The 22,175-nt window shown below is 69.0% G+C and carries 19 protein-coding genes; 13 read left to right on the forward strand and 6 right to left on the reverse strand.

The window, feature by feature from the left end; translation table 11 throughout:
- The first annotated feature begins 74 nt into the window (after window positions 1-74).
- Both ABFP37_RS11065 and ABFP37_RS11070 read left to right on the forward strand, forming a co-directional pair.
- Window positions 75-533 (forward strand): hydrogenase maturation protease, encoded by a 459-nt coding sequence (locus ABFP37_RS11065; protein WP_347033611.1) that lies wholly within the window; start codon window positions 75-77, stop codon window positions 531-533.
- A 13-nt stretch (window positions 534-546) separates the two neighbouring features.
- Window positions 547-804 (forward strand): HypC/HybG/HupF family hydrogenase formation chaperone, encoded by a 258-nt coding sequence (locus tag ABFP37_RS11070; RefSeq protein WP_347033612.1) that lies wholly within the window; start codon window positions 547-549, stop codon window positions 802-804.
- Between the two features lie 54 nt (window positions 805-858).
- Here the strand turns inward: ABFP37_RS11070 and ABFP37_RS11075 are convergent, their stop codons facing one another.
- A complete protein-coding gene (locus tag ABFP37_RS11075; protein WP_347033667.1) occupies window positions 859-1,632 on the reverse strand; it encodes a DUF6390 family protein in 774 nt (257 codons plus the stop codon).
- Between the two features lie 141 nt (window positions 1,633-1,773).
- On the opposite strand from ABFP37_RS11075, the gene ABFP37_RS11080 reads away from it, so the two are divergent.
- Genes ABFP37_RS11080 through ABFP37_RS11090 form a run of 3 tightly spaced genes read left to right on the forward strand, consistent with a single transcriptional unit; the run spans window position 1,774 to window position 4,778 of the window.
- The gene (locus ABFP37_RS11080; protein ID WP_078029878.1) at window positions 1,774-2,925 is read left to right on the forward strand and encodes an ABC transporter substrate-binding protein; all 1,152 of its coding nucleotides are present in this window, start codon (window positions 1,774-1,776) and stop codon (window positions 2,923-2,925) included.
- Between the two features lie 31 nt (window positions 2,926-2,956).
- A complete protein-coding gene (locus tag ABFP37_RS11085) occupies window positions 2,957-4,024 on the forward strand; it encodes an iron ABC transporter permease (protein ID WP_347033613.1) in 1,068 nt (355 codons plus the stop codon).
- On the forward strand, window positions 4,017-4,778 hold the full coding sequence (locus tag ABFP37_RS11090; protein WP_347033615.1) for an ABC transporter ATP-binding protein: 762 nt from the start codon (window positions 4,017-4,019) through the stop codon (window positions 4,776-4,778). Before ABFP37_RS11085 ends, ABFP37_RS11090 begins: the two co-directional genes overlap by 8 nt.
- A gap of 95 nt (window positions 4,779-4,873) precedes the next feature.
- On the opposite strand, the gene ppc is transcribed toward ABFP37_RS11090, so the two are convergent.
- The gene (gene ppc, locus ABFP37_RS11095) at window positions 4,874-7,690 is read right to left on the reverse strand and encodes a phosphoenolpyruvate carboxylase (protein WP_347033616.1); all 2,817 of its coding nucleotides are present in this window, start codon (window positions 7,688-7,690) and stop codon (window positions 4,874-4,876) included.
- 326 nt (window positions 7,691-8,016) lie between these two features.
- On the opposite strand from ppc, the gene ABFP37_RS11100 reads away from it, so the two are divergent.
- Window positions 8,017-8,841 carry a DUF1684 domain-containing protein gene (locus ABFP37_RS11100; protein WP_078029874.1) on the forward strand — a complete coding sequence of 275 codons (825 nt, stop codon included), beginning with the start codon at window positions 8,017-8,019 and terminating at the stop codon, window positions 8,839-8,841.
- 20 nt (window positions 8,842-8,861) lie between these two features.
- Here ABFP37_RS11100 and ABFP37_RS11105 read toward each other — a convergent pair whose 3' ends face one another.
- Together ABFP37_RS11105 and ABFP37_RS11110 are read right to left on the reverse strand one after the other, a co-directional pair.
- Window positions 8,862-10,067, reverse strand: a complete 1,206-nt coding sequence (locus ABFP37_RS11105; RefSeq protein ID WP_347033617.1) for an acyl-CoA dehydrogenase family protein — start codon at window positions 10,065-10,067, stop codon at window positions 8,862-8,864.
- Complete coding sequence (locus ABFP37_RS11110) at window positions 10,064-10,858, reverse strand: SDR family NAD(P)-dependent oxidoreductase (protein ID WP_078029872.1); 795 nt, start codon at window positions 10,856-10,858, stop codon at window positions 10,064-10,066. The genes ABFP37_RS11105 and ABFP37_RS11110 overlap by 4 nt, the downstream gene beginning before the upstream one ends.
- Window positions 10,859-10,979: 121 nt before the next feature.
- Here ABFP37_RS11110 and ABFP37_RS11115 point away from each other — a divergent pair, with 121 nt between their 5' ends.
- From ABFP37_RS11115 to ABFP37_RS11135, 5 genes are all read left to right on the forward strand, one after another.
- Window positions 10,980-12,233, forward strand: a complete 1,254-nt coding sequence (locus ABFP37_RS11115; RefSeq protein ID WP_347033618.1) for a glycoside hydrolase family 76 protein — start codon at window positions 10,980-10,982, stop codon at window positions 12,231-12,233.
- A 179-nt stretch (window positions 12,234-12,412) separates the two neighbouring features.
- A complete protein-coding gene (locus ABFP37_RS11120; protein ID WP_078029871.1) occupies window positions 12,413-13,459 on the forward strand; it encodes an iron ABC transporter substrate-binding protein in 1,047 nt (348 codons plus the stop codon).
- Between the two features lie 4 nt (window positions 13,460-13,463).
- Complete coding sequence (locus ABFP37_RS11125) at window positions 13,464-15,056, forward strand: iron ABC transporter permease (RefSeq protein WP_185982342.1); 1,593 nt, start codon at window positions 13,464-13,466, stop codon at window positions 15,054-15,056.
- Complete coding sequence (locus ABFP37_RS11130; RefSeq protein WP_347033619.1) at window positions 15,053-16,216, forward strand: ABC transporter ATP-binding protein; 1,164 nt, start codon at window positions 15,053-15,055, stop codon at window positions 16,214-16,216. The genes ABFP37_RS11125 and ABFP37_RS11130 overlap by 4 nt, the downstream gene beginning before the upstream one ends.
- A gap of 81 nt (window positions 16,217-16,297) precedes the next feature.
- Complete coding sequence (locus ABFP37_RS11135) at window positions 16,298-18,184, forward strand: glycogen debranching N-terminal domain-containing protein (RefSeq protein ID WP_347033620.1); 1,887 nt, start codon at window positions 16,298-16,300, stop codon at window positions 18,182-18,184.
- 19 nt (window positions 18,185-18,203) lie between these two features.
- Here the strand turns inward: ABFP37_RS11135 and ABFP37_RS11140 are convergent, their stop codons facing one another.
- Window positions 18,204-19,877, reverse strand: coding sequence for a glycoside hydrolase family 32 protein (locus ABFP37_RS11140; RefSeq protein WP_347033621.1), 1,674 nt, complete (start codon window positions 19,875-19,877; stop codon window positions 18,204-18,206).
- A gap of 66 nt (window positions 19,878-19,943) precedes the next feature.
- Entirely contained in the window at window positions 19,944-20,552 is a 609-nt protein-coding gene (locus ABFP37_RS11145) for a YdeI/OmpD-associated family protein (protein WP_078029868.1), read from the reverse strand.
- 83 nt (window positions 20,553-20,635) lie between these two features.
- Here ABFP37_RS11145 and ABFP37_RS11150 point away from each other — a divergent pair, with 83 nt between their 5' ends.
- Both ABFP37_RS11150 and ABFP37_RS11155 read left to right on the forward strand, forming a co-directional pair.
- On the forward strand, window positions 20,636-21,376 hold the full coding sequence (locus ABFP37_RS11150; RefSeq protein WP_078029867.1) for a VOC family protein: 741 nt from the start codon (window positions 20,636-20,638) through the stop codon (window positions 21,374-21,376).
- A 200-nt stretch (window positions 21,377-21,576) separates the two neighbouring features.
- On the forward strand, window positions 21,577-22,116 hold the full coding sequence (locus ABFP37_RS11155; RefSeq protein ID WP_078029866.1) for an NUDIX hydrolase family protein: 540 nt from the start codon (window positions 21,577-21,579) through the stop codon (window positions 22,114-22,116).
- Window positions 22,117-22,175 lie beyond the last annotated feature (59 nt).

Genomic DNA, 22,175 nt, shown 5'->3' on the forward strand with positions numbered 1-22,175 from the left:
GGTCCCGCACAGCTCCCTCCGGGCCACGCTCCGCGGAATCCCCGGAGACGGCGGCCCGCGTCCTCGTGGCAGGCGTGGGGAACATATTTCTGCGTGACGACGGGTTCGGCCCGGAAGTCGCCCGGCGGCTGGCCGCCGAGGCCCCGGCGATGCGGGACGTCCGGTTCGTGGACTACGGCATCCGCGGCATGCATCTGGCCTACGATCTCCTCGGCGGGGTGGATGTCCTGGTGCTTGTGGACGCGGTGCCGCCGGACGCAGCCGGGGTAACGGCACCCGGAAGTATCCGGGTGCTGCGGGTCCGGCCAGAGGATCTTGGCCGCGGAGCGTCCCTGGATCCCCACGGCATGGATCCCGTGGCAGTGCTGGGCCGCCTCCGCTCGCTGGGCGGTGAACTGCCCCTCACGTACGTCGTGGGCTGCGTGCCTGCCGACGTGGCCGAAGGCATCGGCCTCTCTGACGCGGTCACGGCCGCCGTCCCCGAGGCGATCGCCGTCGTCGGCTCACTCCTGGACCAACACACCACCACTTAAGGCGGTACCGGCTATGTGCCTCGGAATACCCGGCCAGGTCATCGAGCTCGTCGAGGGCTACGGCGACCAGCTCGCACTCGTCGATGTGGCCGGGGTGCCCCGGAGAATCAACATCGGCCTGCTGGACGAAGGCCCGCTCGAACCCGGCAGCTGGGTTCTCATCCACATGGGTTTCGCTTTGGAACGGGTTGACGCGGCAGGCGCGGAACGCGCAATGGGCGGCCTGGAACTGATGGGCCGGGCAAGGGAACCAGAAGGCGAGGCCGGCTAGGACCGGCGGTTAGGACCGGCATAGACGGCCGGTTCGTTCAGCCTCCGAGCCGGTTCAGCGCCCGAGCGCGATTGCCGCGCCGCGGTGTTCAACGCCGCTGTTGGCAATCTTGAGGTGGCGCGCCGTGAAGAGCTTCAGCTGCTGCAGCTGGTGCGGTGTCAGGCGGTCGCACACCCAGTCCCAGTGGAGGGACACGACGTCGCCCACGGCCAGGTCCGCCACGAATCCTGTTCCGTTCACGGCGTACTTGGCGGATTCCGCCACAGGTTCGCCCGCCGCCAGCGCCGTGCCGTCCCACACGAGCGGCCGGGACAGCACCACGGCCTCGTCGCCGGTGATCGTCAGCACCTGGCCCCACCTGATCCGGCACCGGTCCAGCACGTTCAACGCCGTGGCATGCCGGCGCTCGTCCCGGAGCAGGCCCAGCCACGGATAGATCTCGAAGACGTGGAAACTGTGGTGCGGGACCCCGCCGGCCAGTACCCCCTCCACCAGATGCGGGAACTGCCGCCCGGTGCGGGCCCGGAACCGGTCCTCCATGGAGTTGCCGATGTTGGTGATACCCACGGAGTCCAGCAGGCTGTTGCCCACCCAGTACGCCTCGACCACCCGCGCATCAAGGGGATCGGATATGCCGTGCGAGCCGGCGATGAGTTCCAGGTACGGCCACGCTCCGGCGAAGCCTTTGGCCAGCTCGCGGAGCCCCTGGTCCGTGACGCCGGACTGGCCGTAGTGCAGCAGGGCATCACTGTCCGGAGGCCCGCAACTCCCGCGGGAATTCGGCGGGTAAGCGTAGCGGACAAACAACTGGGCACCATCGATAACCATCACGTGGCCACCTTCTGCAAGCGTCCTCTGAAAGTAGCACCGGGGTCTGCCAGCGACAAGGCCCGGACCCCCGGATGAAAGCGTTGACAGCCCTGCCCTTCAAGCGGATGCTGTGAAGACCGACGCGCAGGAGGTCAGACTATGGGAGTCGCCGATCTTAACCGACGCACTGCCCTCCAAGTGCTGGTGGCCGGCGGCTCCGCAGCCTTCCTCGCCGGATGCGGCGCATCCGGCTCCGCACCGCCGTCGTCCCCTTCCGGCAGCAGCGGCGGTTCAGGCGCGGACAGCATCAGCATCACGGACCAGCGCGGCAAGACAGTGACGTTCTCCCGGCCGGTCACGCGGGTGGTGACCATCCCCATGCCGGCGGCGTCGCTGCTGGTCGCCGTCGACCGGACCGCGGACCATCTCGCCGCCATGCACAATGTGTCGTGGGTGGCGATGCGCGACGGCATCATGGGCACCATGTTTCCCAAGGCGCTGAGCGTCCCGCATGAGATAGCCACCCAGGACTTCACCGCGAACGTCGAGAGCGTGCGCGCCCTGAACCCCGACGTCGTGATCCAGTGGTCGGACGAGCAGCTCGTTGAACCCCTGGAAAAGGCAGGCCTCCAGGTGGTCGGGCTGAAAAACACGGGCCGGCAGGAGGATGTGGACGTCTGGGTGGCCATGTTCGCGGCCATGCTCGGCAAACCCGAGCGGGCCACGGAGATCAAAACGCGGAGTGACCAGGAACTGGCGGCGATCAAGGCCCAGGCGGCCGGCCGCGGCGCCGAAGGCCCCAGCATCCTCTACTTCAACCGCTTCACGGAAGGCCTCAAGGTTGCCGCGGCGAACAGCTATAACGACTTCTACATCAAGCTGGTGGGCGGCACCAACCCCGCCACTGGCAAGGATCCGCTGCCGGGGTCAGGCATGGTGGGGCTGGACGTGGAACAGGTCCTGAGCTGGGACCCGGAGATCATCCTGCTGGGCAATTTCGACTCCGCCCTGCCGCAGGACATCTACTCGGATCCCGTGTGGCGGAACGTGTCCGCCGTCCGTTCGCACCGCGTCTACAAGGTGCCCCTGGGCGGCTACCGCTGGGATCCGCCCGGGCAGGAGTCCCCGCTGATGTGGCACTGGCTCGCCGACATCGCCTTCCCGCAGCAGCAGTCACCCCTGCGCGGCAAGGCCGCCGAGTACTTCCAGTTCCTCTACGACCACGAGCTCACGGCGGCGGAACTGGACAAGATTCTCTGGACCGCGGCCAACGGCGGCTCCGCCCACTATCAGCAATTCAATGCTGGATGAAGCCAGGTCCCCGCGTCTGAAAAACCGCCGAGTGCGTGCCGGGCGGAATGCCTCCGTCCCGCGCCCGCGCGACCGGCGGAGCGAACCGGCAATCTTCGCCCCCATCGCCCTCACGGCCGCTTTGCTGATTGCGGTGGGGCTGCTGGCGCTGGCTGTGGGCCGGTACAGCGTGCCGCTCTGGCATGTGGTCCAGATCCTCACAGCCCAGCTCGTCCCGGTCCCCGTCGAAGCCAGCGGCACCGAACAAAACGTGGTGCTGCTGGTCCGCCTGCCCCGGATCCTGCTCGCCCTGCTGGTGGGCGGCGGCCTGGCAATCGGCGGCGCCGCCCTGCAGGCCATCTTCCGCAATCCGCTGGTCAGTCCGGACATCATCGGGGTCTCCGCGGGGGCGTCCTTCGGAGGTGCGCTGGCCCTGCTGCTCGGCCTGGGCTCGGTCCTCCTGGTGGCGGGCTCGTTTGTGTTTGGCCTGGTGGCCCTCGGCACGCTGTTCCTGATCACCTCGGGCCGCGCGGGGACGCCCATGCTGATGATCGTCCTCGGCGGCGTGGTGACGGGTTCCTTCTTCTCAGCCCTCGTCGCCCTGGTCACGTACATCGCGGACCCCAACACCACGCTGCCGGCCATCGTCTTCTGGCTGCTCGGCAGCGTATCCTCAGCCACGTTCACCAAGGTGATGGTCGCGCTCGTCCCGATCCTCGGCGGCGCCGTGGTCCTGGTGGCCCTGCGCTGGCGGATCAATGTGCTTTCCCTGGGTGACGACGACGCCGCCGCCCTCGGCGTGCGGCCCCGCCCGCTGCGCTGGGCGGTGCTCGTCGCGGTGGCGCTGATCGTGGCCGGCGCGGTCGCCGTCAGTGGCGCCGTGAGCTGGGTGGGTCTCGTGGTGCCGCACCTGGCCCGGATGTGGGTGGGGCCGGACCACCGGGTGCTGCTGCCGGTGTCCTTCCTGCTCGGCGGGGCATACATCGTGCTCGTGGACACGGTGGCCCGCACCGCGACCGCCGGCGAGATCCCGCTGGGCGTGCTCACCGCCCTGATCGGCGCCCCGGTTTTCTTCGTGCTGCTGCGGCGGAACCGGGAGAGGATCTGGGAAAATGCTTGAGCTCGACGGGGTGGGGTTCGGCTACAGCCTGAAGAACTGGGTTTTCCGCGGCGTCAGCTTCCGTGTTCCACCGGGCAGCGCCACGGCAGTGCTGGGGCCCAACGGCAGCGGCAAGACCACGCTGGTGCGCTGCGCCGCCGGGCTGCTGGCACCCGCGGAAGGGACGGTCCGGCGGACCGACAACGCCGGCTACGTGCCGCAGGCCCATGGCAGCGCGTTCGCCTACCGCGCGCTGGATATGGTCCTGATGGGCCGGGCACGGCAGGTGGGTGTCTTCCGGACGCCGGGATCGGCGGACCGCGCCGCTGCCGCCGAGGCCATGGACAGGGTGGGCGCCACCAGCCTGGGCGACCGGCTGTTCCCGACGCTGAGCGGCGGTGAACAGCAGCTGATCCTGATCGCCCGGGCCATCGTGGCCGGCTCGCCCCTCCTGGTGCTGGACGAGCCTGCCACGGGCCTTGACCTGAAAAACCAGGTGCGCGTCCTGACGCTCCTGCGCGAACTGATGGCGGACGGAATGGCCCTGCTGCTGAGCACCCACCAGCCCGACCATGCCCTGCACCTCGCGGACCGGGTGGTCCTGCTGGGGCGGAACGGCGCACGGACCGGACCGGCCGCGGACCTGCTCACGGACACTGAGCTTTCCGCCCTCTACGGCGTTCCGGTCAGCACGGTTTCCTATTCCGACGACGGCACGCGCCGCCGGACCATCGTGGTGCACTACGGAGACGCCGGCACCCGGCATGCCGGGTGAGGCCGCCGGGTGAGCCTGTCGAAACCCCGGTCTCGACAGGCTCGGCCAGCGGCCGACGGTCCCGGCAAGCACTGCCAGCGGCCCGGCGCCGGGGCTTAGCCGGTGTTGCGCAGGCCGGCCGCTACCCCGTTGACCGTGATCAGCATGGCCCGCTGCAGGCGTTCGTCGACCTCGGCGCCGGAGATGGTGCCGTCCTTCGCGCCTTCGCGCACGCGGCGCAGGAGTTCCACCTGGAGGTAGCTGATGGGGTCGAGGTACTGGTCGCGGATTTCCAGCGAACGCTTCAGCGTGGGCTGCGCATCGAGGAGCACGTTCTCGCCTGTGAGGTTCTGGATTTCGGCGACGGTGAGCGCGTACTCTTCCCGGATCGCCCGGAACAGGTGGTGCAGCTCCTCCGGAACGAGGGTGTCCACGTAGTAGCCGGCGATGTCCATATCGGTCTTGGCCAGGGTCATCTCCACGTTGGAGAGCACCGAGCGGAAGAAGTGCCAGCCGTGCATCATCTCCACGAGCTGGGCCGAGTTGCCGGCTTCACGGGCAGCCCTCAGCCCGGAGCCCACGCCGAACCAGCCGGGCACGATCTGCCGCGACTGGGTCCAGCCGAACACCCACGGGATGGCCCGCAGGCCGCCGAGGCCGGCCCCGGAGTCCGGGCGCTTGGACGGGCGGGAACCGATGTTCAGCGAACCCAGCTGCTCCACCGGGGTGGAGGCCAGGAAGTACGCCGGCAGGTCCGGGTGGTCGATCAGGCTGCGGTAACGGGCAAAGGCGGCATCGGAGATGGTCTCCATGACGTGCCCGAACCGCTCGCGCTGGTCATCGGACGTGCGCGGGGTGCGGTGCAGGGCGGAACCCTGCATGACGGCGGCCAGCGACAACTCCAGGTTCTCGCGGGCCAGTTCCGGCAGCGAGTACTTGTCCGAGATGACCTCGCCCTGCTCGGTGAACTTGATTTCACCTTCGAGCACTCCGTTCGGCTGGGCCATGATGGCGTCGTACGTGGGCCCGCCGCCGCGGCCCACGGAGCCGCCGCGGCCGTGGAACAGTCGGACCCGGACGCCGTGCTTCGCCGCGATGTCGCGGAGCTTGCGCTGGGTCTTGTGGATCTCCCACTGGCTGGTCATTACGCCGGACTCCTTGTTGGAGTCCGAGTAGCCGAGCATGACTTCCTGGACGTCGCCGCGCAGCCGGACCAGCTCGCGGTAGGAGGGATCGGACAGCAGCTGGTCCACGATCTCCGCGGAGGCACGGAGCTCCTCCACGGTTTCGAGCAGCGGCGCGAAGCCGATCTTCGCGTACGGGGCGTCCCCGAAGAGGCTCACTAGGCCGGCCTCGCGGGCCAGCACGGCGGCGGCCAGGACGTCATCGGCGCCGCGGGTCATGGAGATGATGTACGTTTCGATGACGTCGGGGCCGTACGTGCGCAGGGCCCGGCGGATCTCACGGAAGACGTCGTACGTGCCGTCAGCAACGCCGTCGAGCTTGATCGGGTGGCCCGAGAGCGGACGGCGCGACGCCAGTTCCGCGCTCAGCACCTCGAGCCGCTCGTCGCGGGTCAGTTCCGCGTACCGGATGCCCGGGCCGCCCAGGCGGTCCATCAGCTGCCCGACGGCGTCATGGTGGTGGTCGGCGTGCTCGCGGATGTCCAGCGTGGCCAGATGCAGGCCGAAGGACGCGATGGCGCGCCGGACGCGGGACAGGGCACCGTCCGCGGCCAGGGCCGCCGAGTGGTTGCGCAGCGAAAGTTCCAGCAGCTCAAGCTCCGAGATGAGTTCCTCGGTGGACGTGTAGTCCCGGCCGGGCTGGTGGGCGGAGCCTGCGGCCACGCGCTTGCCGGTGTTGATGAGTTTGGCCTTGATGCAGGTCAGCTTGAGCCGGTACGGCTCCTGGGCATTGAGCTCCAGGACGCGCCGGTCCAGGCCGGGCAGCTTCGCGAGGTCGGCGTCGATCGAGTCGAGCAGCACCTGGTCTGCGCCGGCCAGGGCGGTGGAGTTGGACAGGATGGAGATGAGCTCGTCCATCAGGGCGATGCTGAGCCGGACGGCGTGCTGGTTCTGCAGCTGCAGGATCTCGTGCGTGACCGCGGCAGTGACGTTCGGGTTGCCGTCCCGGTCCCCGCCGATCCACGAGCCGAACTTGATGGGCGCGTTCTGGGCCGGCAGGGTGACGCCGTGTTCGCCCAGCAGTTCGGACAGGTCCGTGAGCATCTCCGGCAGGGCGTCGGTGAGGATGCTGCTCAGGTAGTAGATGGCGTTGCGGGCCTCGTCCACCGGGGTGGGCCGGACCTGGCGGAGTTCGTCGGTCTGCCACATCTGGTCGATGATCTCGGACAGCTGGCGGTCCTGGCGGCGGCGGGCCGAGGTGCCTTCCTCGGTGGGCTCGGCCAGCACGTCGGAGAGCTTGCGGATCTTGTCCAGAACGGAGCGGCGCGAGGCCTCGGTGGGGTGCGCGGTGAAGATGGGGCGCACGTCCAGCTCGTTGACCACTTCCTGGAGCACCGCCGGGCCGGCCTGACCGGCGATGTCCGCCACGGCCTTGGCCAGCCAGCCGTCCTTCTCCTGCCGGGTGCGCAGGCCGCGGACCCGGTGGACCTGTTCGGCGGCGTTGGCCAGGTGGAAGTAGAAGGCAAAGGCCCGCACCAGGTCGGTTGCCTGCTCAAGCGGCAGGGAGGCGAGCAGCTCGCGGACCTGGGCAACGACGTCGTGCGCGCTCCACGGGCCCGTGGCGTCCGCTCCGCCGCGGGCGGCTTCCTTCGACTCCTTGGTGAGCAGGCGCACCTGTTCCACCAGTTCGAGGAGCTCCGGGCCGTGCTGGCGGACCAGCGATTCGCCCAGCAGGGTGGAGACGCGGCGCACGTCGGCGCGGAGTTCGGCGGCGAGATCTGTTTCTGAATTCAATGCAGTGTCAGCCATGGAAACTATCTTTCGAGGGTTCGGACTTGGCTCGTACACTGCGCTGGATACTGTGAGCCGGGTTACTTGTTCCTATGGGATGTTACCCGCAGCCGGCGGGACGCCGGGAATATGTCTCAGATGCTGTCCTGCCCTTGAACTCTGCCGGCCGGGCGCGGTAAGGGCCTGCGGGCAACATCATCGGGCGCGGGTAAATGCCCAATTCCAAGGCTACGCCGGCCGCCCGCGGCCCGGCAGCCCCAAGGAGGCAGCGGCTGCGGAATGAAGTCCCGCCGCGGCGGGTTGACGCCTAAGCTGGCCAGAATGACACCCACCTTGGAGGAACCATGAGCACCGCACCGGACGCCCAGCTGGAACGCTGGCGCCGCTTCCGCAGCAGCCGCAACACCGCCCTCGCCGCGGACTACGGCTGGCTGACGCTGACATCGTTCCAGTGGCTGGAAAGCAAGCCGTCCGCCGTCGACCTCGCCCCCGGCCTGTGGTCAACGGACGGCACGACGGCGGCGCTCACCGCCGCGGCCTCGGACGGGCTCACGCTGGTGGAAACGGGGGAGCCCGTGGACGGCACCATCACTGCGCAGCTCGCGGACGAGGAGTCCCTCATGTGGGTGCAGTTCGGCGGCGGGGACGGCAAACAGGTGGTGGTGGAGCTGGCCATGCGGGCCGACAAGTACGCCATCCGCACCCGTGATTCGACGTCGCCGGTGTTCACCGGGTTCGACGGCGTGCCCACCTTTGATTACCGCCCGGACCTGGTGCTTGAGGCACGGTATGAGGCGTTTCCCAAGCCCGAGGACGTTCCGATCGCCACCGCGAACCCGCTGGTGGACGGCGTGCACCGGAGCGTCGGCGAGCTCGTGTTCCGGTTGCCCGGGAAGGACCACGAGTACCGGCTCCATGCCGAAGAGGAGAAGCTCGGCGCCCTGACCGTGACATTCCACGACGAAACCAACGGCGACACCACGGACGAGTGGCGGAAGGTCTCCACCACCCGGCCCAGGCCCGACGGAACCGTCATCCTGGACTTCAACCGGGCCATCAACTACCCAAGCGCCTTCACGCCCTACGGCACGTGCCCCATGCCGGTGAAGAACAACAGCCTGGACTTCCGCGTCGAAGCAGGCGAAAAGCAGCCCGCTCTCGGTGACTGAGCGCGAACGGACATGACGGCTCAGACGATCGCGGACACCCCGGTGACGGCGCGGCCCACGATGAGGGTGTTGATCTCGTAGGAGCCCTCGTACGTGTAGATGGCCTCGGCGTCGGCAAAGATCTTGGCCATCCGGTAGTCCGTGACGATCCCGTTGCCGCCCAGCAGGGATCGGCCCATCGCCACGGTTTCGCGCATCCGAGCCGAGGTGTAGGACTTGGCCAGGGCCACCTGCGCCATGTCGGCCGCGCCGCGGTCCTGCAGCTGCGCGATCCGCGCCATCATGCCCATGCTCGCCACGGCGTTCCCGAGCATGGTGACCAGCTGCTGCTGGATGAGCTGGAACTTCGCCAGCGGACGGCCAAACTGCTGACGCTCGACGGCGTACCGCCGGGCGACGTCGAACGCCGCCAGCTGCTGCCCCACCGCCTGCCATGCCACCATGATCCGTGACCCGCGGAGCAGGGCGTTGGTGTCCTCGAAGCCGTTGATCCCGGCAAACCGGTCGGCCTCTCGGACGCGGACGTCCTCGAACACAATGTCCGCGTTCTGCACCGTGCGCAGCGCAATTTTGTTCTCGATCCGGCTCCGGCTCACTCCCGGCAGGCGGGCATCGACGATGAAGCCGCGGATGGCGCCGTCGGCCTCGTCCCTGGCCCACACCAGCATGTAGTCGCAGAACGTCCCGTTGCCGATCCAGCGCTTGGCGCCGTTGAGCACCCAGCAGTCGCCGCCGTCGGCAGCCCCGGCCGGGGCCGACACCCGGCGCGCCCGGGTTTCCATGCCGCCGGCGACGTCCGAGCCGTGCTCCGGTTCAGTAAGGGCGAAAGCCCCGGTGGTCCGCAGGTTTGAAGCGTCGTCCAGCAGCCGGTTCCGCTGCTCCTCCGAACCGAACTCGTAGAGCGATTCCACGAAGAGATCATGATGGACCAGGAAGAACGTGGCGATCGAGGTGTCCACGCGCGTCATTTCCGCGATCACCAGCCCGGCAAACAGATGGCTGTAGCCGCGCTGTGCCGGCGTGCTCAGCTCCAGGGCTGCGAGCTTCGGCAGGATGTGCGCGGGGAACTCGGCCTTGTTCCACCACTCCCCCGCGTACGGTGCGATCTCGGCGGCCAGGAATTTTCGCAGCTCCTGGAGTTTCCGCTGTTCGGCGGCGCTGAGCATTGACTCGTAGTCGAAGAAGTCGGCGGTGGGCAGCGACTCCACGCCGGTGGCCTGCGTCATTTCGGGCCCATCCGGATGGCGCCGTCGAGCCGGATGGTTTCGCCGTTGAGCATGGCGTTGTCCACGACGTGCGCGGCGAGGTTGGCGTACTCGGCCGGCCGGCCCAGGCGGGACGGATGCGGCACCTGCTTCCCCAACGAATCCTGGGCTTCCTGCGGCAGGCCGGCCATCATGGGCGTCTCGAAGATGCCCGGCGCGATGGTCACCACCCGGATCAGCGAGCGGGCCAGTTCGCGGGCCAGCGGCAGCGTCATGGCCGCCACCGCACCCTTCGACGCGGCATAGGCCGGCTGGCCGATCTGGCCGTCGAACGCGGCGACGGAGGCCGTGTTGATGATGACGCCCCGTTCCTCCCCGCCCAGTTCCGTGACGGCGGGTTCCGTTGCGGCCATCGCCGCGGCGGCCAGCCGGATGACGTTGAAGGTGCCCACCAGGTTGATCTGGATGACGCGGTTGAAGGTTTCCAGCGGCAGGACGCCGTCGCGCCCCAGGACCTTCCCGGGCGTGGCCACGCCGGCGCAGTTCACCACGATCCGCAGCGGACCCAGTTCTGCCGCGGCGTCGACGGCGGCCTGCACCTGTTCCTCGTTGGTCACGTCAGCGGGAACAAAGACGGCAGTGTTTCCGGCGGCCGCGCCGGCGTTCAGTTCGTCGGCGTACGCGGCGCCGGCCGAGGACCCCAGGTCCGCGAGGACGACGGACGCACCGGCGTCGAACAGCCTCCGGGCCGTGGCAGCGCCCAGGCCGGACGCCCCGCCCGTGATCAGCGCGACGGAACCCTTGATGTCCATACATCCTCCTTGATGTGGAACCGGCCACCGGCCGCGAACATTAGTTAGTGAATGTTAACTGAAAGCCCGCCCGGGTGCACACCCTGGCCCCGCGGTTGCCGCCATTCGCTAGGCTGGCCACATGATGCAGCCCGACGCGGAGTCCACCGGCCCGGCGGCGGCACACCAGGAACAGCGTGAACCTGACTCCGCCGCCCCGGACTGGGCAGAGCGCGCCAACGCGGCCGCCCGCTCGGTCAGCAGGCTGTTCGGCCAGCGCCTGTTCTTCCTGCCCGGGACCCACATCGCCGCCATCCTCCGGCCCTCCGGCCGCCTCAAAAACCTCGCCCGCCCCTGGCACTACTGGTGGCAGGCGCACTACCTGGACTGCCTCGTGGACACCGGCCGCCGTGAACTCGGGACCACGGGGCAGCCGCCGGCAAAGTTCGACGGCGAACGCCGCCCCAGCGCGGGCCGGCTCGCTTCGCGGCTTGTCACGGGGATCCGGCTGCGCAACTTCCTGTCGTACGTCAACAGCTACTACGACGACATGGCCTGGCTGGCACTGGCCACCCTTCGGCTGGAGCAGCTGGCGGCGGAGAGCCGCAGGCCGGGCCGCCGGCGCCACGGCCGCATCCGGAAGAGCCTGACACTGCAGTTCGATTCGGCCTCGACGGACGACCTTGGCGGCGGAACATTCTGGAGCACAAAGAGGGACTTCAAGAACACCCCGGCCACGGCACCGGTGGCGCTGTACTACGCACGGACCGGCAACCCGGCCAGGGCACAGGCGCTGCTGGACTGGCTCGACGCCAAGCTTTTCGACCCCGTCCGCGGCCTCTACCAGGACGGCCTCCGGATCAACGCGGCGGGCGAGGCCGTCCTGGTGGACACCATTTACACCTACAACCAGGGCCCGGTCCTCGGCGCCCTGCTGGAACTCGGCGGCACCGCCAACCTGGCGCGGGCGGCGGAAGTGGTGGAAGCCGTGGCACGGCACCTCACCCTCCCCGGATCCGGCGCAACGGACCCCGGCACCTCCGGCGCCGCCGTCCTCCGCTGTGACGGAATGGGCGACGGCGGCCTGTTCACGGGGATTCTGACGCGGTACCTGGCGCTCGCCGCCCGCGACGGACGCCTGCCGGAGGCGACCCGCGCTACCGCCGCGCGCCTGGTCAAGGACACTGCCGAGGCGTTCTGGGCCGGCCGGCGGACCGTTTCCGCCGGCGAGGCACTGGCGAAACGCGGCAGCGCGGACCTTCTGGTCTTCTCGTCCGAGCCGGCACTGCCCGCAAGGGACGCGTATCCGCCGGGCACCGCCGTCGAGCTTTCCACCCAGCTCCAGGCATGGATGACGCTCGAAGCGGCGGCGGCCATCGCCGCCGGCCCGCACTAGCCTCGGGAACCAATTACGGCACGCAATAGTTACGTAATTGATGTGATCCTCGTCACTTAAGGCCTCCGCGGCTTGGATGCTTAGGTTTGGCTAACCTACAGTTTTCGAAGTGAGCTTCACCTAACTTCCCCAGCTCACCCGGACCCCGGTCCACCAGACTTTTGCAGAAAGAAGCCCCGATGAAGATCCGCAACAATGCGCTGGCCGGCATCGCACTCGCAGCCACCGCAGCCCTCGGACTGTCGGCCTGCGGCGGCTCCCCCGCCCCCGCCGGCTCCGGCACCGCAGCAGCTGCCAACGGCGAGATCACGGTCTACAACGCCCAGCACGAAAGCCTCACCCAGGAATGGGTGGACGAGTTCACCAAGGAAACCGGCGTCAAGGTCACCCTGCGCCAGGGCGACGACACCGAGATGTCCAACCAGATCGTCCAGGAAGGCCAGGCCTCCCCGGCGGACGTTTTCCTCACGGAGAACTCCCCCGCCATGGCCCAGGTGGAGAACGCCGGGCTGTTCGCTGACGTGGACAAGGACACTGTCGCCCAGGTTCCCGAAGCGTTCCGCCCGAGCACCAACAAGTGGACCGGCATCGCCGCCCGCTCCACCGTCCTGGTCTATGACAAGACCAAGCTCACCGAAGACAAGCTGCCCAAGTCCATGCTGGACCTGGCCAAGCCGGAGTGGAAGGGCAAGTGGGCCGCTTCACCGTCCGGCGCCGACTTCCAGGCCATCGTTGCCGCCCTGGTCGAGCTCAAGGGCGAGGCTGCCGCCGAAGAGTGGCTCAAGGGCATGAAGGACAACGCCAAGGTCTACAAGGGCAACAGCACCGCCATGAAGGCCGTCAACGCCGGCGAGGTGGAATCCGCGCTGATCTACCACTACTACTACTACGGCGACCAGGCCAAGACCGGTGAGAACTCGAAGAACGTCTCGCCGTACTACTTCAAGAACCAGGACCCGGGTGCTTTCCTCTCCGTCTCCGGCGGCGGCGTGCTGAAATCCTCGAAGAACGCCGAGAAGGCCCAGGCCTTCCTGAAGTTCATCACGGGCAAGAAGGGCCAGGAGATCCTGCAGAAGGGCACGTCCTTCGAGTACGCGATCGCCTCGGACGTCCCGGCCAACGAGAAGCTGGTCCCCATCAAGGACCTCCAGGCCCCCACCGTGGACCCGGCCAAGCTCAACTCCCAGAAGGTCACCGAACAGATGACCAAGGCAGGACTGCTGTAATTCCGTGATCACCGATCCATCGGCGCCGGAGATCTCCGGAAGCACGACGACGGCGGGCCGGGGCAAACGCCCCCGCCCGCCTTTCGGCGTTTCCGCCGTAGCTGTCCTCGCAGTGCTGATCGCGCTGTTTTCCCTCGTCCCGCTGGGGTACGTCGCCTTCATGACGGCCGCAACCGGCTGGGACACGGCGGCGGCGCTGATCTTCCGGCCGCGAGTCGGGGAGCTGCTGCTGAACACGGTCCTGCTGATCACCATCACCGTGCCGCTGTGCCTGGTCCTTGGTGTGGGCGGCGCCTGGCTCGTGGAGCGGACCACGCTCCGCGGCCACAAGATCTGGGCGGTGCTCCTCGCGGCCCCGCTGGCCATTCCTGCCTTCGTGAACAGCTATGCGTGGGTGTCCGCCGTGCCGTCGCTCGAGGGCCTGTCCTCCGGCGTGCTGATCGCCACCCTGTCCTACTTCCCGCTCGTCTACATCCCGGCCGCAGCGACCCTCAGCCGGCTTGATCCCGCGGTGGAACAGTCCGCGGCGTCGCTGGGGCTCGGCGCCTGGCGGTCCTTCTTCCGCGTGGTCCTGCCGCAGCTGCGGATCGCCATGACCGGCGGCGCACTCCTGGTGTCGCTGCACCTGCTCGCCGAGTACGGCGCCTTCGCTATGATCCGGTTCGACACGTTCACCACGGCGATCATGGTGCAGTACCGCTCCACATTCAACGGCACGGCCGGAAACATGCTGGCCAGCGTGCTCGTGTTCTTCTGCCTCATCCTGCTGCTGGCCGAGGTCCGGAGCCGGGGCAACGCGCGGTACGCGAGGGTGGGCTCGGGCGCCCAGGCCAAGGCGCTCAGGCTCCCGCTGCACGCCTACCAGCTCCCGGCCCAGCTCTTCCTGCTCGCGCTCACCGCCTTGGCGTTCGGGCTGCCGCTGGTCTTCGTCCTGCGCTGGATCGTCGCGGGCGGCGCGGACATCTGGACCGCCGACGAATTCGTCCCCGCCCTCGTGCAGACCCTCGGCTACGGCCTGGCCGGCGCCGTCGTCACCACCGTCGTCGCGTTCCCCATGGCGTATCTTGCCGTGCGGCACGCCGGCTGGTTCAGCAAGGCACTGGAGCTGTCCAACTACGTCACGAGTTCGATGCCCGGCATCGTGGTGGGCCTGGCCTTCGTCACCGTCAGCATCCGGCTGGTCCCCGGCGTGTACCAGACGTCAGGCGTCCTGATCGCGGCCTATGTGCTCCTGTTCCTGCCCCGGGCACTGGTGAACATCCGGGCCGGGCTGGCGCAGGCACCGAAGGAGCTGGACGAGGCGGCGCAGGTCCTGGGCAGCCCGCCGCTGCTGTCCTTCCTCCGCGTGACGCTCCGGCTGACCGCCCCGGCGGCGGCGGGCGGCGCGGCGCTGGTCTTCCTGGCCATCGCCAACGAGCTCACCGCAACGCTGCTTCTCTCCCCCAACGGCACGAGGACGCTCGCCACGGAATTCTGGAGCAAGAGCAGCGAAATCGACTACGCCGGCGCCGCTCCCTATGCCCTGCTGATGATCGTGATCTCGGCACCCATGACCTATTTGCTCTTCCAGCAGTCCAAGAAAGTAGCGGGACAGTGACCGAACAATCCCCGTCCAGGCTCCCGGTACCACGGGTCTCAGCCTCCGTGGCGCCCAGCACCAACAGCCACCTGGAGATCGATTCGGTCACCAAGGATTTCGGTTCCCAGGCCGTCCTCAAGGGCGTCAACCTGTCCGTGGCCAAGGGCGGGACCACCGCCATCGTGGGTCCCTCCGGTTCCGGCAAGACCACGCTGCTCCGGCTGATCGCCGGCTTCGAACACCCCGGCACCGGCACCATCCTGCTCAACGGCAGCCCGGTGGCGGGCAACGGCGTGTGGAAGCCGGCGCACAAGCGCCACGTCGGATACGTGGCCCAGGACGGCGCCCTGTTCCCGCACCTGACCGTGGGCCAGAACATCGCCTTCGGGCTCAGCGCCGCAAAGCTCGACGGCGGCCGGCGCGCGGTCGCTGCCCGCGTCAATGACCTGCTGGAAATGGTCTCCCTGGACACCGCCATGGCCAAGCGGCGGCCGCACCAGCTCTCCGGCGGCCAGCAGCAGCGGGTCGCACTGGCCCGGGCGCTGGCCCGCGAGCCCGAGCTCATGCTCCTGGACGAGCCGTTTTCCGCCCTGGACGCGGGCCTGAGGGTCGCAACCCGCCGGGCCGTGGCCAAGGTCCTCAACGAGGCCGGCGTCACCACCATCCTGGTGACCCACGACCAGGCCGAAGCCCTGTCCTTCGCCGACCAGGTCGCCGTCATGCGCGGCGGCAAGCTGGCGCAGATCGGCAACCCGTTCGTCGTCTACACCCGCCCGGCGGACCGTGCCACTGCCGAATTCCTGGGCGACGCCGTGATCCTCGACGCCTGGATGGAAGGCTCCCTGGCCACATGCTCACTGGGCGGCATCCCGGTCCGGCGCCCGCCGGCACAGGGCCGCGTCCAGCTGATGCTCCGCCCCGAGCAGATCCGCATTGCCGAGGACGGGCCCATCCGCGGGGTGGTGGTGGACACCGACTACTTCGGCCCCGAGACCACCGTGCGGCTGAAGCTGGCTGTGCCGCCGCAGCTCGCCGGAGCCATGAAGGACCACCGCTACCCCGGCGGCGGCGAAGTGATCACCATCCGGCACTGGAACGCGTCCATCGCCCAGCCCGGCACCGAACTGTGCCTGCGCGTGGTGGGCGAAGCCGTGGCCTTCCCGATCGACGCCGACTGAGCCCTGCGCCGCTGGGGCCCTGCGCCGCTGATTGAGCCTGTCGAAATCCCGGCCTCCAAGCGTCACGCGTAGGCTGGGCGCATGAGTGTTCAGCCGGGTCTTCACCGTCAGTACTGTTCAGTTGCCGCTCCTACCCAGCTGTGGCTGGACGCCGACGGCCGGCTCTCCGCAGGCCCCACGTTCACGGGGCTCCTGCACGGCGACACCCGGATGCTCTGCCGGGCGGCCGTCACCGTCAACGGCATGGAGCCGGAGCAGGTGTCGGTGGACCCGGCCCCGGGCGGCGTCCTGCGGGTTCGGGGACTCATCAGGGGGATCGCCGGGCACACGGCGGATCCCGCCGTCGAACTCCTGCAGACCTGGACCGTCACTCCCGGTGTGGTCCGGCACGCGCTGCGGATCAGTACGTCCCTCGAGGAGATCGACGTCGAACTCGGCATCGAGCTCGACGCAGACTTCACCGACATGGCCGGCATCCGGCTGAGCCGCTTCCGCGACCCGCAGGACCCCGTGGCGGATGACGCCGTGCTGCGCTGGCACGACGACGGCCGGAACCTCACCGTCTCGGCCCCCGGCAGCACGGGGCCGGGCCGGCAGCTGCTGTGGCGCGGCACCGCGGGCCGCGGACGGCCCTACGAGGCCGAATGGCAAGCCGTGCTGGATGACCACGGCGGCGCCGTGGTGGCCGCCGCGCCTTCCTCGCTCACGTTTCCGGCCCACGCTGTGCCTTCCGGTCCGCTGCAGTCGCTCCTCGAAAATTCGCTGGACGAGCTGGACGGCCTGCGCCTTGCCACCCGCCAGCTGCCCGACGCCCCCTTCATCGCCGCCGGCGCACCGTGGTACTTCACGCTGTTCGGCCGGGACTCGCTGTGGGCCGCCCGCATGCTGCTGCCGCTCGACGCCGCGCTGGCGGCGGGCACGCTCCGTGCCCTGGCGGAATTCCAGGGCACCACGTCGGATCCGGAGGCAGCGGAGGAACCCGGCAAGATCCTGCACGAGCTGCGCTCCAAGGAACTCGTACTGGAGAGCGAGGGGCTCCGCCTCCCTCCCGTGTACTTCGGCGCGGTGGACTCCACGCTTCTGTGGCTGTGCCTCCTGTCCGAGCTGTGGCACACGGGCAAGGCCGACGACGCCGTCCGAGCCCTGCTGCCGAACGCCCGCCAGGCCGCGGCGTGGCTGCTCTCGGCCGCCAACCCCGGCGGAGCGGCGGGAAGCTCCGGTTTCCTGACGTACCAGGACCCCACCGGCCATGGCCTGAGCAACCAGGGCTGGAAGGACTCGGCGGATGCCATGCAGTTCCGCGACGGACGGCTGGCCGACGGACCCATCGCCCTCGCGGAAGTGCAGGCCTACGCCTACCAGGCCGCCCTGGCCACGGCGGAGCTCTTGGACGCCACCGACGCGGACGCAGGGGGCTCCACCGCCGGTGACCTGCGGGACTCCGCCGCCGCCCTGCAGCAGCGGTTCCGCGAGCGCTTCTGGGTGGAGGACGCCGCCGGCAGTTTTCCGGCCATGGCGCTGGACGGCGGCGGCGTGCCGCTGGACATCCCGGGATCCAACATGGGCCATCTCCTCGGCACGGGCATCCTGTCCCCGGAGGAGGCGCGCCTCGTGGCGGCGCGGCTGCTCAGCCCGGAGTTGTTCACCGGTTACGGCATCCACACACTGTCCAACCGGGCGGCCGGCTTCTGGCCCTACAGTTACCACTGCGGCTCGGTGTGGAGCCACGACACCGCCATCGCCATCCGCGGGCTCCTCGCCGACGGTTTCACGGCAGAGGCCCGCACGCTCGCGGACGGGCTGCTGACGGCCTCGGAGTCCTTCGGGCACCGCCTGCCGGAGCTGTTCGCCGGCGCACCCGCGTCCCAATCCGGCCACGCGGTGCCCTACCCGGCATCGTGCCATCCGCAGGCGTGGTCCTCGGCCTCGGCCGTGGTGGTGGCCCAGGCCCTCGGCGCGCTGGCCTGACGGAACCGCCGCACCCGCGCTACCTGGCGGTGGCCAGCGGCGTGTACTTGAAGGACTTCAGGGTGACGTTGCCACCGGTGGTGGCACTCTGGAGCGTGTGCTGTCCCTCCCGGGGGAACACTAGGGAGGTCAGGGTCTGCTCGCCGCCGTTGACGAACACCTCAACCGAGGAATAGTCCACGAACACGGTCAGCTCCACGCTCCCCCGGCCGGCGGCGGTTGAGCCGCGGGGCGGACTGTGGGCGGTTCTCCGGTCCATGAAGACCGGGCCCAGCGCCTCCGCACCGGGCACCACCGCGGCCCTGGACAGCGACGCCGTGCCCTCCGCGAAGTTGTACCCGATCGTGGCGAAGTCCGCCGAGCCGCTGCCCAGCTTCAGGAGTGCCTCCGTGCCGTCGTCGGCCTGCGTCCTTTCGAGGGTGACGTCCAGCCGGTAGGCACCGCTGCCGGGGACGGGAAGGTCCCCCGCGCCGCCGGGAGTGACGGGCCTGCTGCCCGCTGTCGTGGCGGCGCCTTCCAGGGTTGCCATGGCGCCGGTAGGCGCGGACACGAGGGAGGGCCTGCCCTGGACGGTCTTGAGGCGGATGTCCCGCACGATCGAGTCGGCGCCGCCCTGCCAGTCGGTGGTCGGCAGCTGGCGGGCGTACGTCCAGTTGTTCATCCAGCCGATGGCGTGCCGGGAGGCCGTCCGTTGGTTGTCCGGAAGGCGGGGATCATCCCAGGTGACGGCAGCGTAGAAGTCGGATCCGGCGTCGAGCCACTGATGCTTCCCGTCAGCCGGCGTGAACGTGGTCCCGTCCCAGGTTCCGGTCCAGTACGCCACTCCCGTGGTCCGCCCCTCGGCGGATCCGTTGGCGCTCGCGGCCAGGACCCAGGTGCGCTTGGCGGGGTCGCCGTCGACGTCCAGCTGGAAAAGATCCGGGCATTCGAGGATGCCCAGGCCCTTGCGCTCAAAGCCGGAGGCGTAGCGCCAGTCCTTCAGGTCGCGCGAGGTGTACAGACCGATTTTCCCGCCTTCGGCCAGGGCCATGACCCACTGGCCCCTGGCCTCGTCGCGGATGATTTTCGGGTCGCGCCAGTGTTCCTTGCCCGGGTTGTCCATCACGGGATTCCGGTCATACGGCTTGAACGTGTAGCCCTTGTCCGTGGAGTAATACAGGGACTGGCGCTGAATGCCCTTGTCCTGCTGCGTCATCACGGCCACCACTGCGCCTTTGCCGAACCCTGCCGTGTTGTCCTGGTCCACCACGGCGCTGCCTGTTTCGATGTCGCCCAGGCCGTTCTTGAACTTCTCGATGGCCACGCCCTCGTCCTTCCAGTGCACCAGATCGGTGCTGGTGACGTGGTACCACTCGGTGCCGTTACCCTCCGGGTGGTCGGCGTTGTAAAGGTAGTAGTAGTGCCACACCCCGTCCAGCATGAACGGCCGCTGTGGATCGTTCATCCATTCCTTCGCGGGGGTCAGGTGGTAGCCGGGGCGGAACTGGGAGGCCCCCTCCGGCCTGGCGAACGACTGCTGGGCGGGCGCCGGCGGCGGCCCGGACGGCGGGGCCCCCGCCCCGCCCTGCCCCTGCCCTGGCCCGGAGCCGGCCAGGCCGACCGCAACCGTGACAGCCAGCACCAGCGTGAGTGCCGCCGCCACCGCAATCCCGGTGGCACGCGGGCTGAGCCTGCGTAGGGAAAACCTCTGCATGTCCGCCGATCGTGTTGGGAGTGGCATCAATTTTACCGCGCCGCAGCAGTCTCTTCCGCTTCGCTGTCAGGCCCCCGCCCGGTCCGCAGGGCGCTTCTTCTGCGGATACGGCGTCTCGCCCCGCGCCAGCATCTCCACGAAGCCCGCAATTTTGCGTTCCCGGGTGGATGCCTGCTTCACCGAGTTGGTGCGGTAGATCAGGGCGTAGCGGTTGACGGACGTCAGGACGTCGAACATGGCCTGGGCCTCCGGGACGGCCGCGATCGCGGCGGCAAGATCGGCCGGGACTTCCGCCGTCGCCTGCCCCGAATACGCGGCTTCCCAGCGGCCGTCCGCCTTGGCGGCTTCGACGGCGGTCCGGCCCGCCGCGGTCATCCTGCCCGCGGCTTCGAGTTTCTCGATGCGGTCCACGTTCCGTGCGGACCAGACGCTCTTTGGCCCGCGGCGCGTCATCCGCTGGAACGAGCTGTCGTCGTCGCGCCGCCTGCCCTGACCATCGATCCAGCCGAAGCAGAGTGCTTCATTGAGGGCAGCTTCGTAGTCCAGTTCCGTGGTGCTGCCGCCCTTCTTGTGCAGCACCAGCCACACGCCCGGACTGGTGTCATGGTGCTGTTCGAGCCACGTGCGCCATTCAGCAGCATCCTTGACCAGGAGTTCGTCGAGTTCAACAGCCATGCGCCTATTCTGCCCCCGGTGCCGGACGAATCAAGTCGTGGCATCATGGCCATGACGGCGCTTTCCGAATCCGAGGAGACCCCATGCTGCGTGCCCGCCCCGTTCATTTCACCTCCCGGATGGAACCGTGGGAGCGGCTCCTCACGGACCTGGGCATGGTCAAGACCTTGGACGACGACTCCTGGAAAGAGTTCGACGCCTGGTCAGGCCGGCTGGCGCTCCAGCACACCCCGGCCGGCACCGCGGAGGACGGCATCACCTCCTTCGGGGTGGAAGTGGGCGACCCCGAGGAGTTCGCCCGGCGCACCAACCTGGCGGGCGCGGAAACGGGGACCACGCCTGCCGAGCTCGTACCGCCGGACATCGGCGATTCCTGCCGGATCACCGGGGTGGACGGCTTCAGCTTCCTGGCGGACAAGGCCGCCCACAACGTCCAGTGTGCCGGCGCCGACCCGGCCCTGAAGGTGGTGGCGGTTTGGTTCACCGAGGATGCCGCGGCGGCGGCCGGTACGCTGCGGAGCATCGGCGCCCGGTTCCGCCCCGTGCCCGACGACGACGAAACGGCCGACTTCACCGCCAAGAACGGCGGGGTGCTGATGGTGCGTCCGGGTTCCGGACCGGCGCGGTCCGGCTTCGGTTTTGAGTACGACGGCGATCTGGACGCCTTGCGTGAGCGGCTCACCGCCGCAGGGCACCAGGTCACGATGACGGAGGAGGCGTTCGGACGCACCCTTCACGTGGACAATCCGGATGCGGCCGGAAATGCCGCTCCCGGTTCCCACGTGCCGCCCACGCTGTGGGTGTCAGCCAGGCGTCCGGTGTAGCTCCGCGGTTCGAGGCGTGAGATCTCGGCACTTAGCTTGTGCCTAAGCGCCGGGATCTCACGCCTCGGTGACGGGCGTGCTGGTGGTGGACATGTCCGGGGACCACCTGCATGCCCCGGTCGGCGCTGTAAGCCATCCGCTAAGAGCTGAGATCTCACGCATCGGCGGCCGGACGTGTGGGGATGGGGTAGAACTTAACCATGAACGTGCGCACCCCCGACCCCAATCCCGGCTGGCTGTCCGACGAAGACCTGTTCGAGGCCCGCGGAAGGCTTCCCATGGTCTATGTGGAAGCCGTGCCGGTCCGGCTCGATCCGCTCGGGTTTGTGAATGAGGTGGGCACGCTCCTCCAGGCGGACGAGGACGGCACCATGGTCCGGTCCCTGGTCTCCGGCCGCGTGCTCTACCGCGAGACCATCCGCGCGGCCCTGCTGCGCCACATGGAGAAGGACCTCGGCCCGCTGGCCTTCCCGCAGCTGCCCGTGAGCCCCGTGCCGTTCACCGTTGCCGAATACTTTCCCGCGCCGTCGCACACCGGTTTCACCGACGACCGCCAGCACGCCGTTTCGCTGGCCTACATCATCCCTGTGACCGGCGAATGCGAGCCGCGCCAGGACGCCCTGGAGCTGACTTGGATGACCCCGCAGGAAGTGCTCAGCGAGGGTGTCCAGCTGGAATTCAGCGGCGGCCGCGGGGCGCTGGTCCGGCAGGCCCTGGCTTACGCCGGCGTAGGCAGCTGACGCCCGGGCGTCCGCGCCTCCCCGACTTCGCACTCGCTCCTTTGTAGACTGTTGGGCGG

Source organism: Burkholderia sp. RS01 (genome assembly GCF_039748055.1).
GTDB lineage: Bacteria > Actinomycetota > Actinomycetes > Actinomycetales > Micrococcaceae > Arthrobacter.

Bases quoted from the DNA above. Each gene is read 5' to 3' on its own strand.
- ABFP37_RS11140 (WP_347033621.1), bottom strand. From the start codon at position 19,877: ATGCAGAGGTTTTCCCTACGCAGGCTCAGCCCGCGTGCCACCGGGATT.
- ABFP37_RS11105 (WP_347033617.1), bottom strand. From the start codon at position 10,067: ATGACGCAGGCCACCGGCGTGGAGTCGCTGCCCACCGCCGACTTCTTC.
- ABFP37_RS11120 (WP_078029871.1), top strand. From the start codon at position 12,413: ATGAAGATCCGCAACAATGCGCTGGCCGGCATCGCACTCGCAGCCACC.
- ABFP37_RS11145 (WP_078029868.1), bottom strand. From the start codon at position 20,552: ATGGCTGTTGAACTCGACGAACTCCTGGTCAAGGATGCTGCTGAATGG.
- ABFP37_RS11135 (WP_347033620.1), top strand. From the start codon at position 16,298: ATGAGTGTTCAGCCGGGTCTTCACCGTCAGTACTGTTCAGTTGCCGCT.
- ABFP37_RS11080 (WP_078029878.1), top strand. From the start codon at position 1,774: ATGGGAGTCGCCGATCTTAACCGACGCACTGCCCTCCAAGTGCTGGTG.
- ABFP37_RS11090 (WP_347033615.1), top strand. From the start codon at position 4,017: ATGCTTGAGCTCGACGGGGTGGGGTTCGGCTACAGCCTGAAGAACTGG.
- ABFP37_RS11070 (WP_347033612.1), top strand. From the start codon at position 547: ATGTGCCTCGGAATACCCGGCCAGGTCATCGAGCTCGTCGAGGGCTAC.
- ABFP37_RS11075 (WP_347033667.1), bottom strand. From the start codon at position 1,632: ATGGTTATCGATGGTGCCCAGTTGTTTGTCCGCTACGCTTACCCGCCG.
- ppc (WP_347033616.1), bottom strand. From the start codon at position 7,690: ATGGCTGACACTGCATTGAATTCAGAAACAGATCTCGCCGCCGAACTC.
- ABFP37_RS11115 (WP_347033618.1), top strand. From the start codon at position 10,980: ATGATGCAGCCCGACGCGGAGTCCACCGGCCCGGCGGCGGCACACCAG.
- ABFP37_RS11100 (WP_078029874.1), top strand. From the start codon at position 8,017: ATGAGCACCGCACCGGACGCCCAGCTGGAACGCTGGCGCCGCTTCCGC.
- ABFP37_RS11150 (WP_078029867.1), top strand. From the start codon at position 20,636: ATGCTGCGTGCCCGCCCCGTTCATTTCACCTCCCGGATGGAACCGTGG.
- ABFP37_RS11155 (WP_078029866.1), top strand. From the start codon at position 21,577: ATGAACGTGCGCACCCCCGACCCCAATCCCGGCTGGCTGTCCGACGAA.
- ABFP37_RS11110 (WP_078029872.1), bottom strand. From the start codon at position 10,858: ATGGACATCAAGGGTTCCGTCGCGCTGATCACGGGCGGGGCGTCCGGC.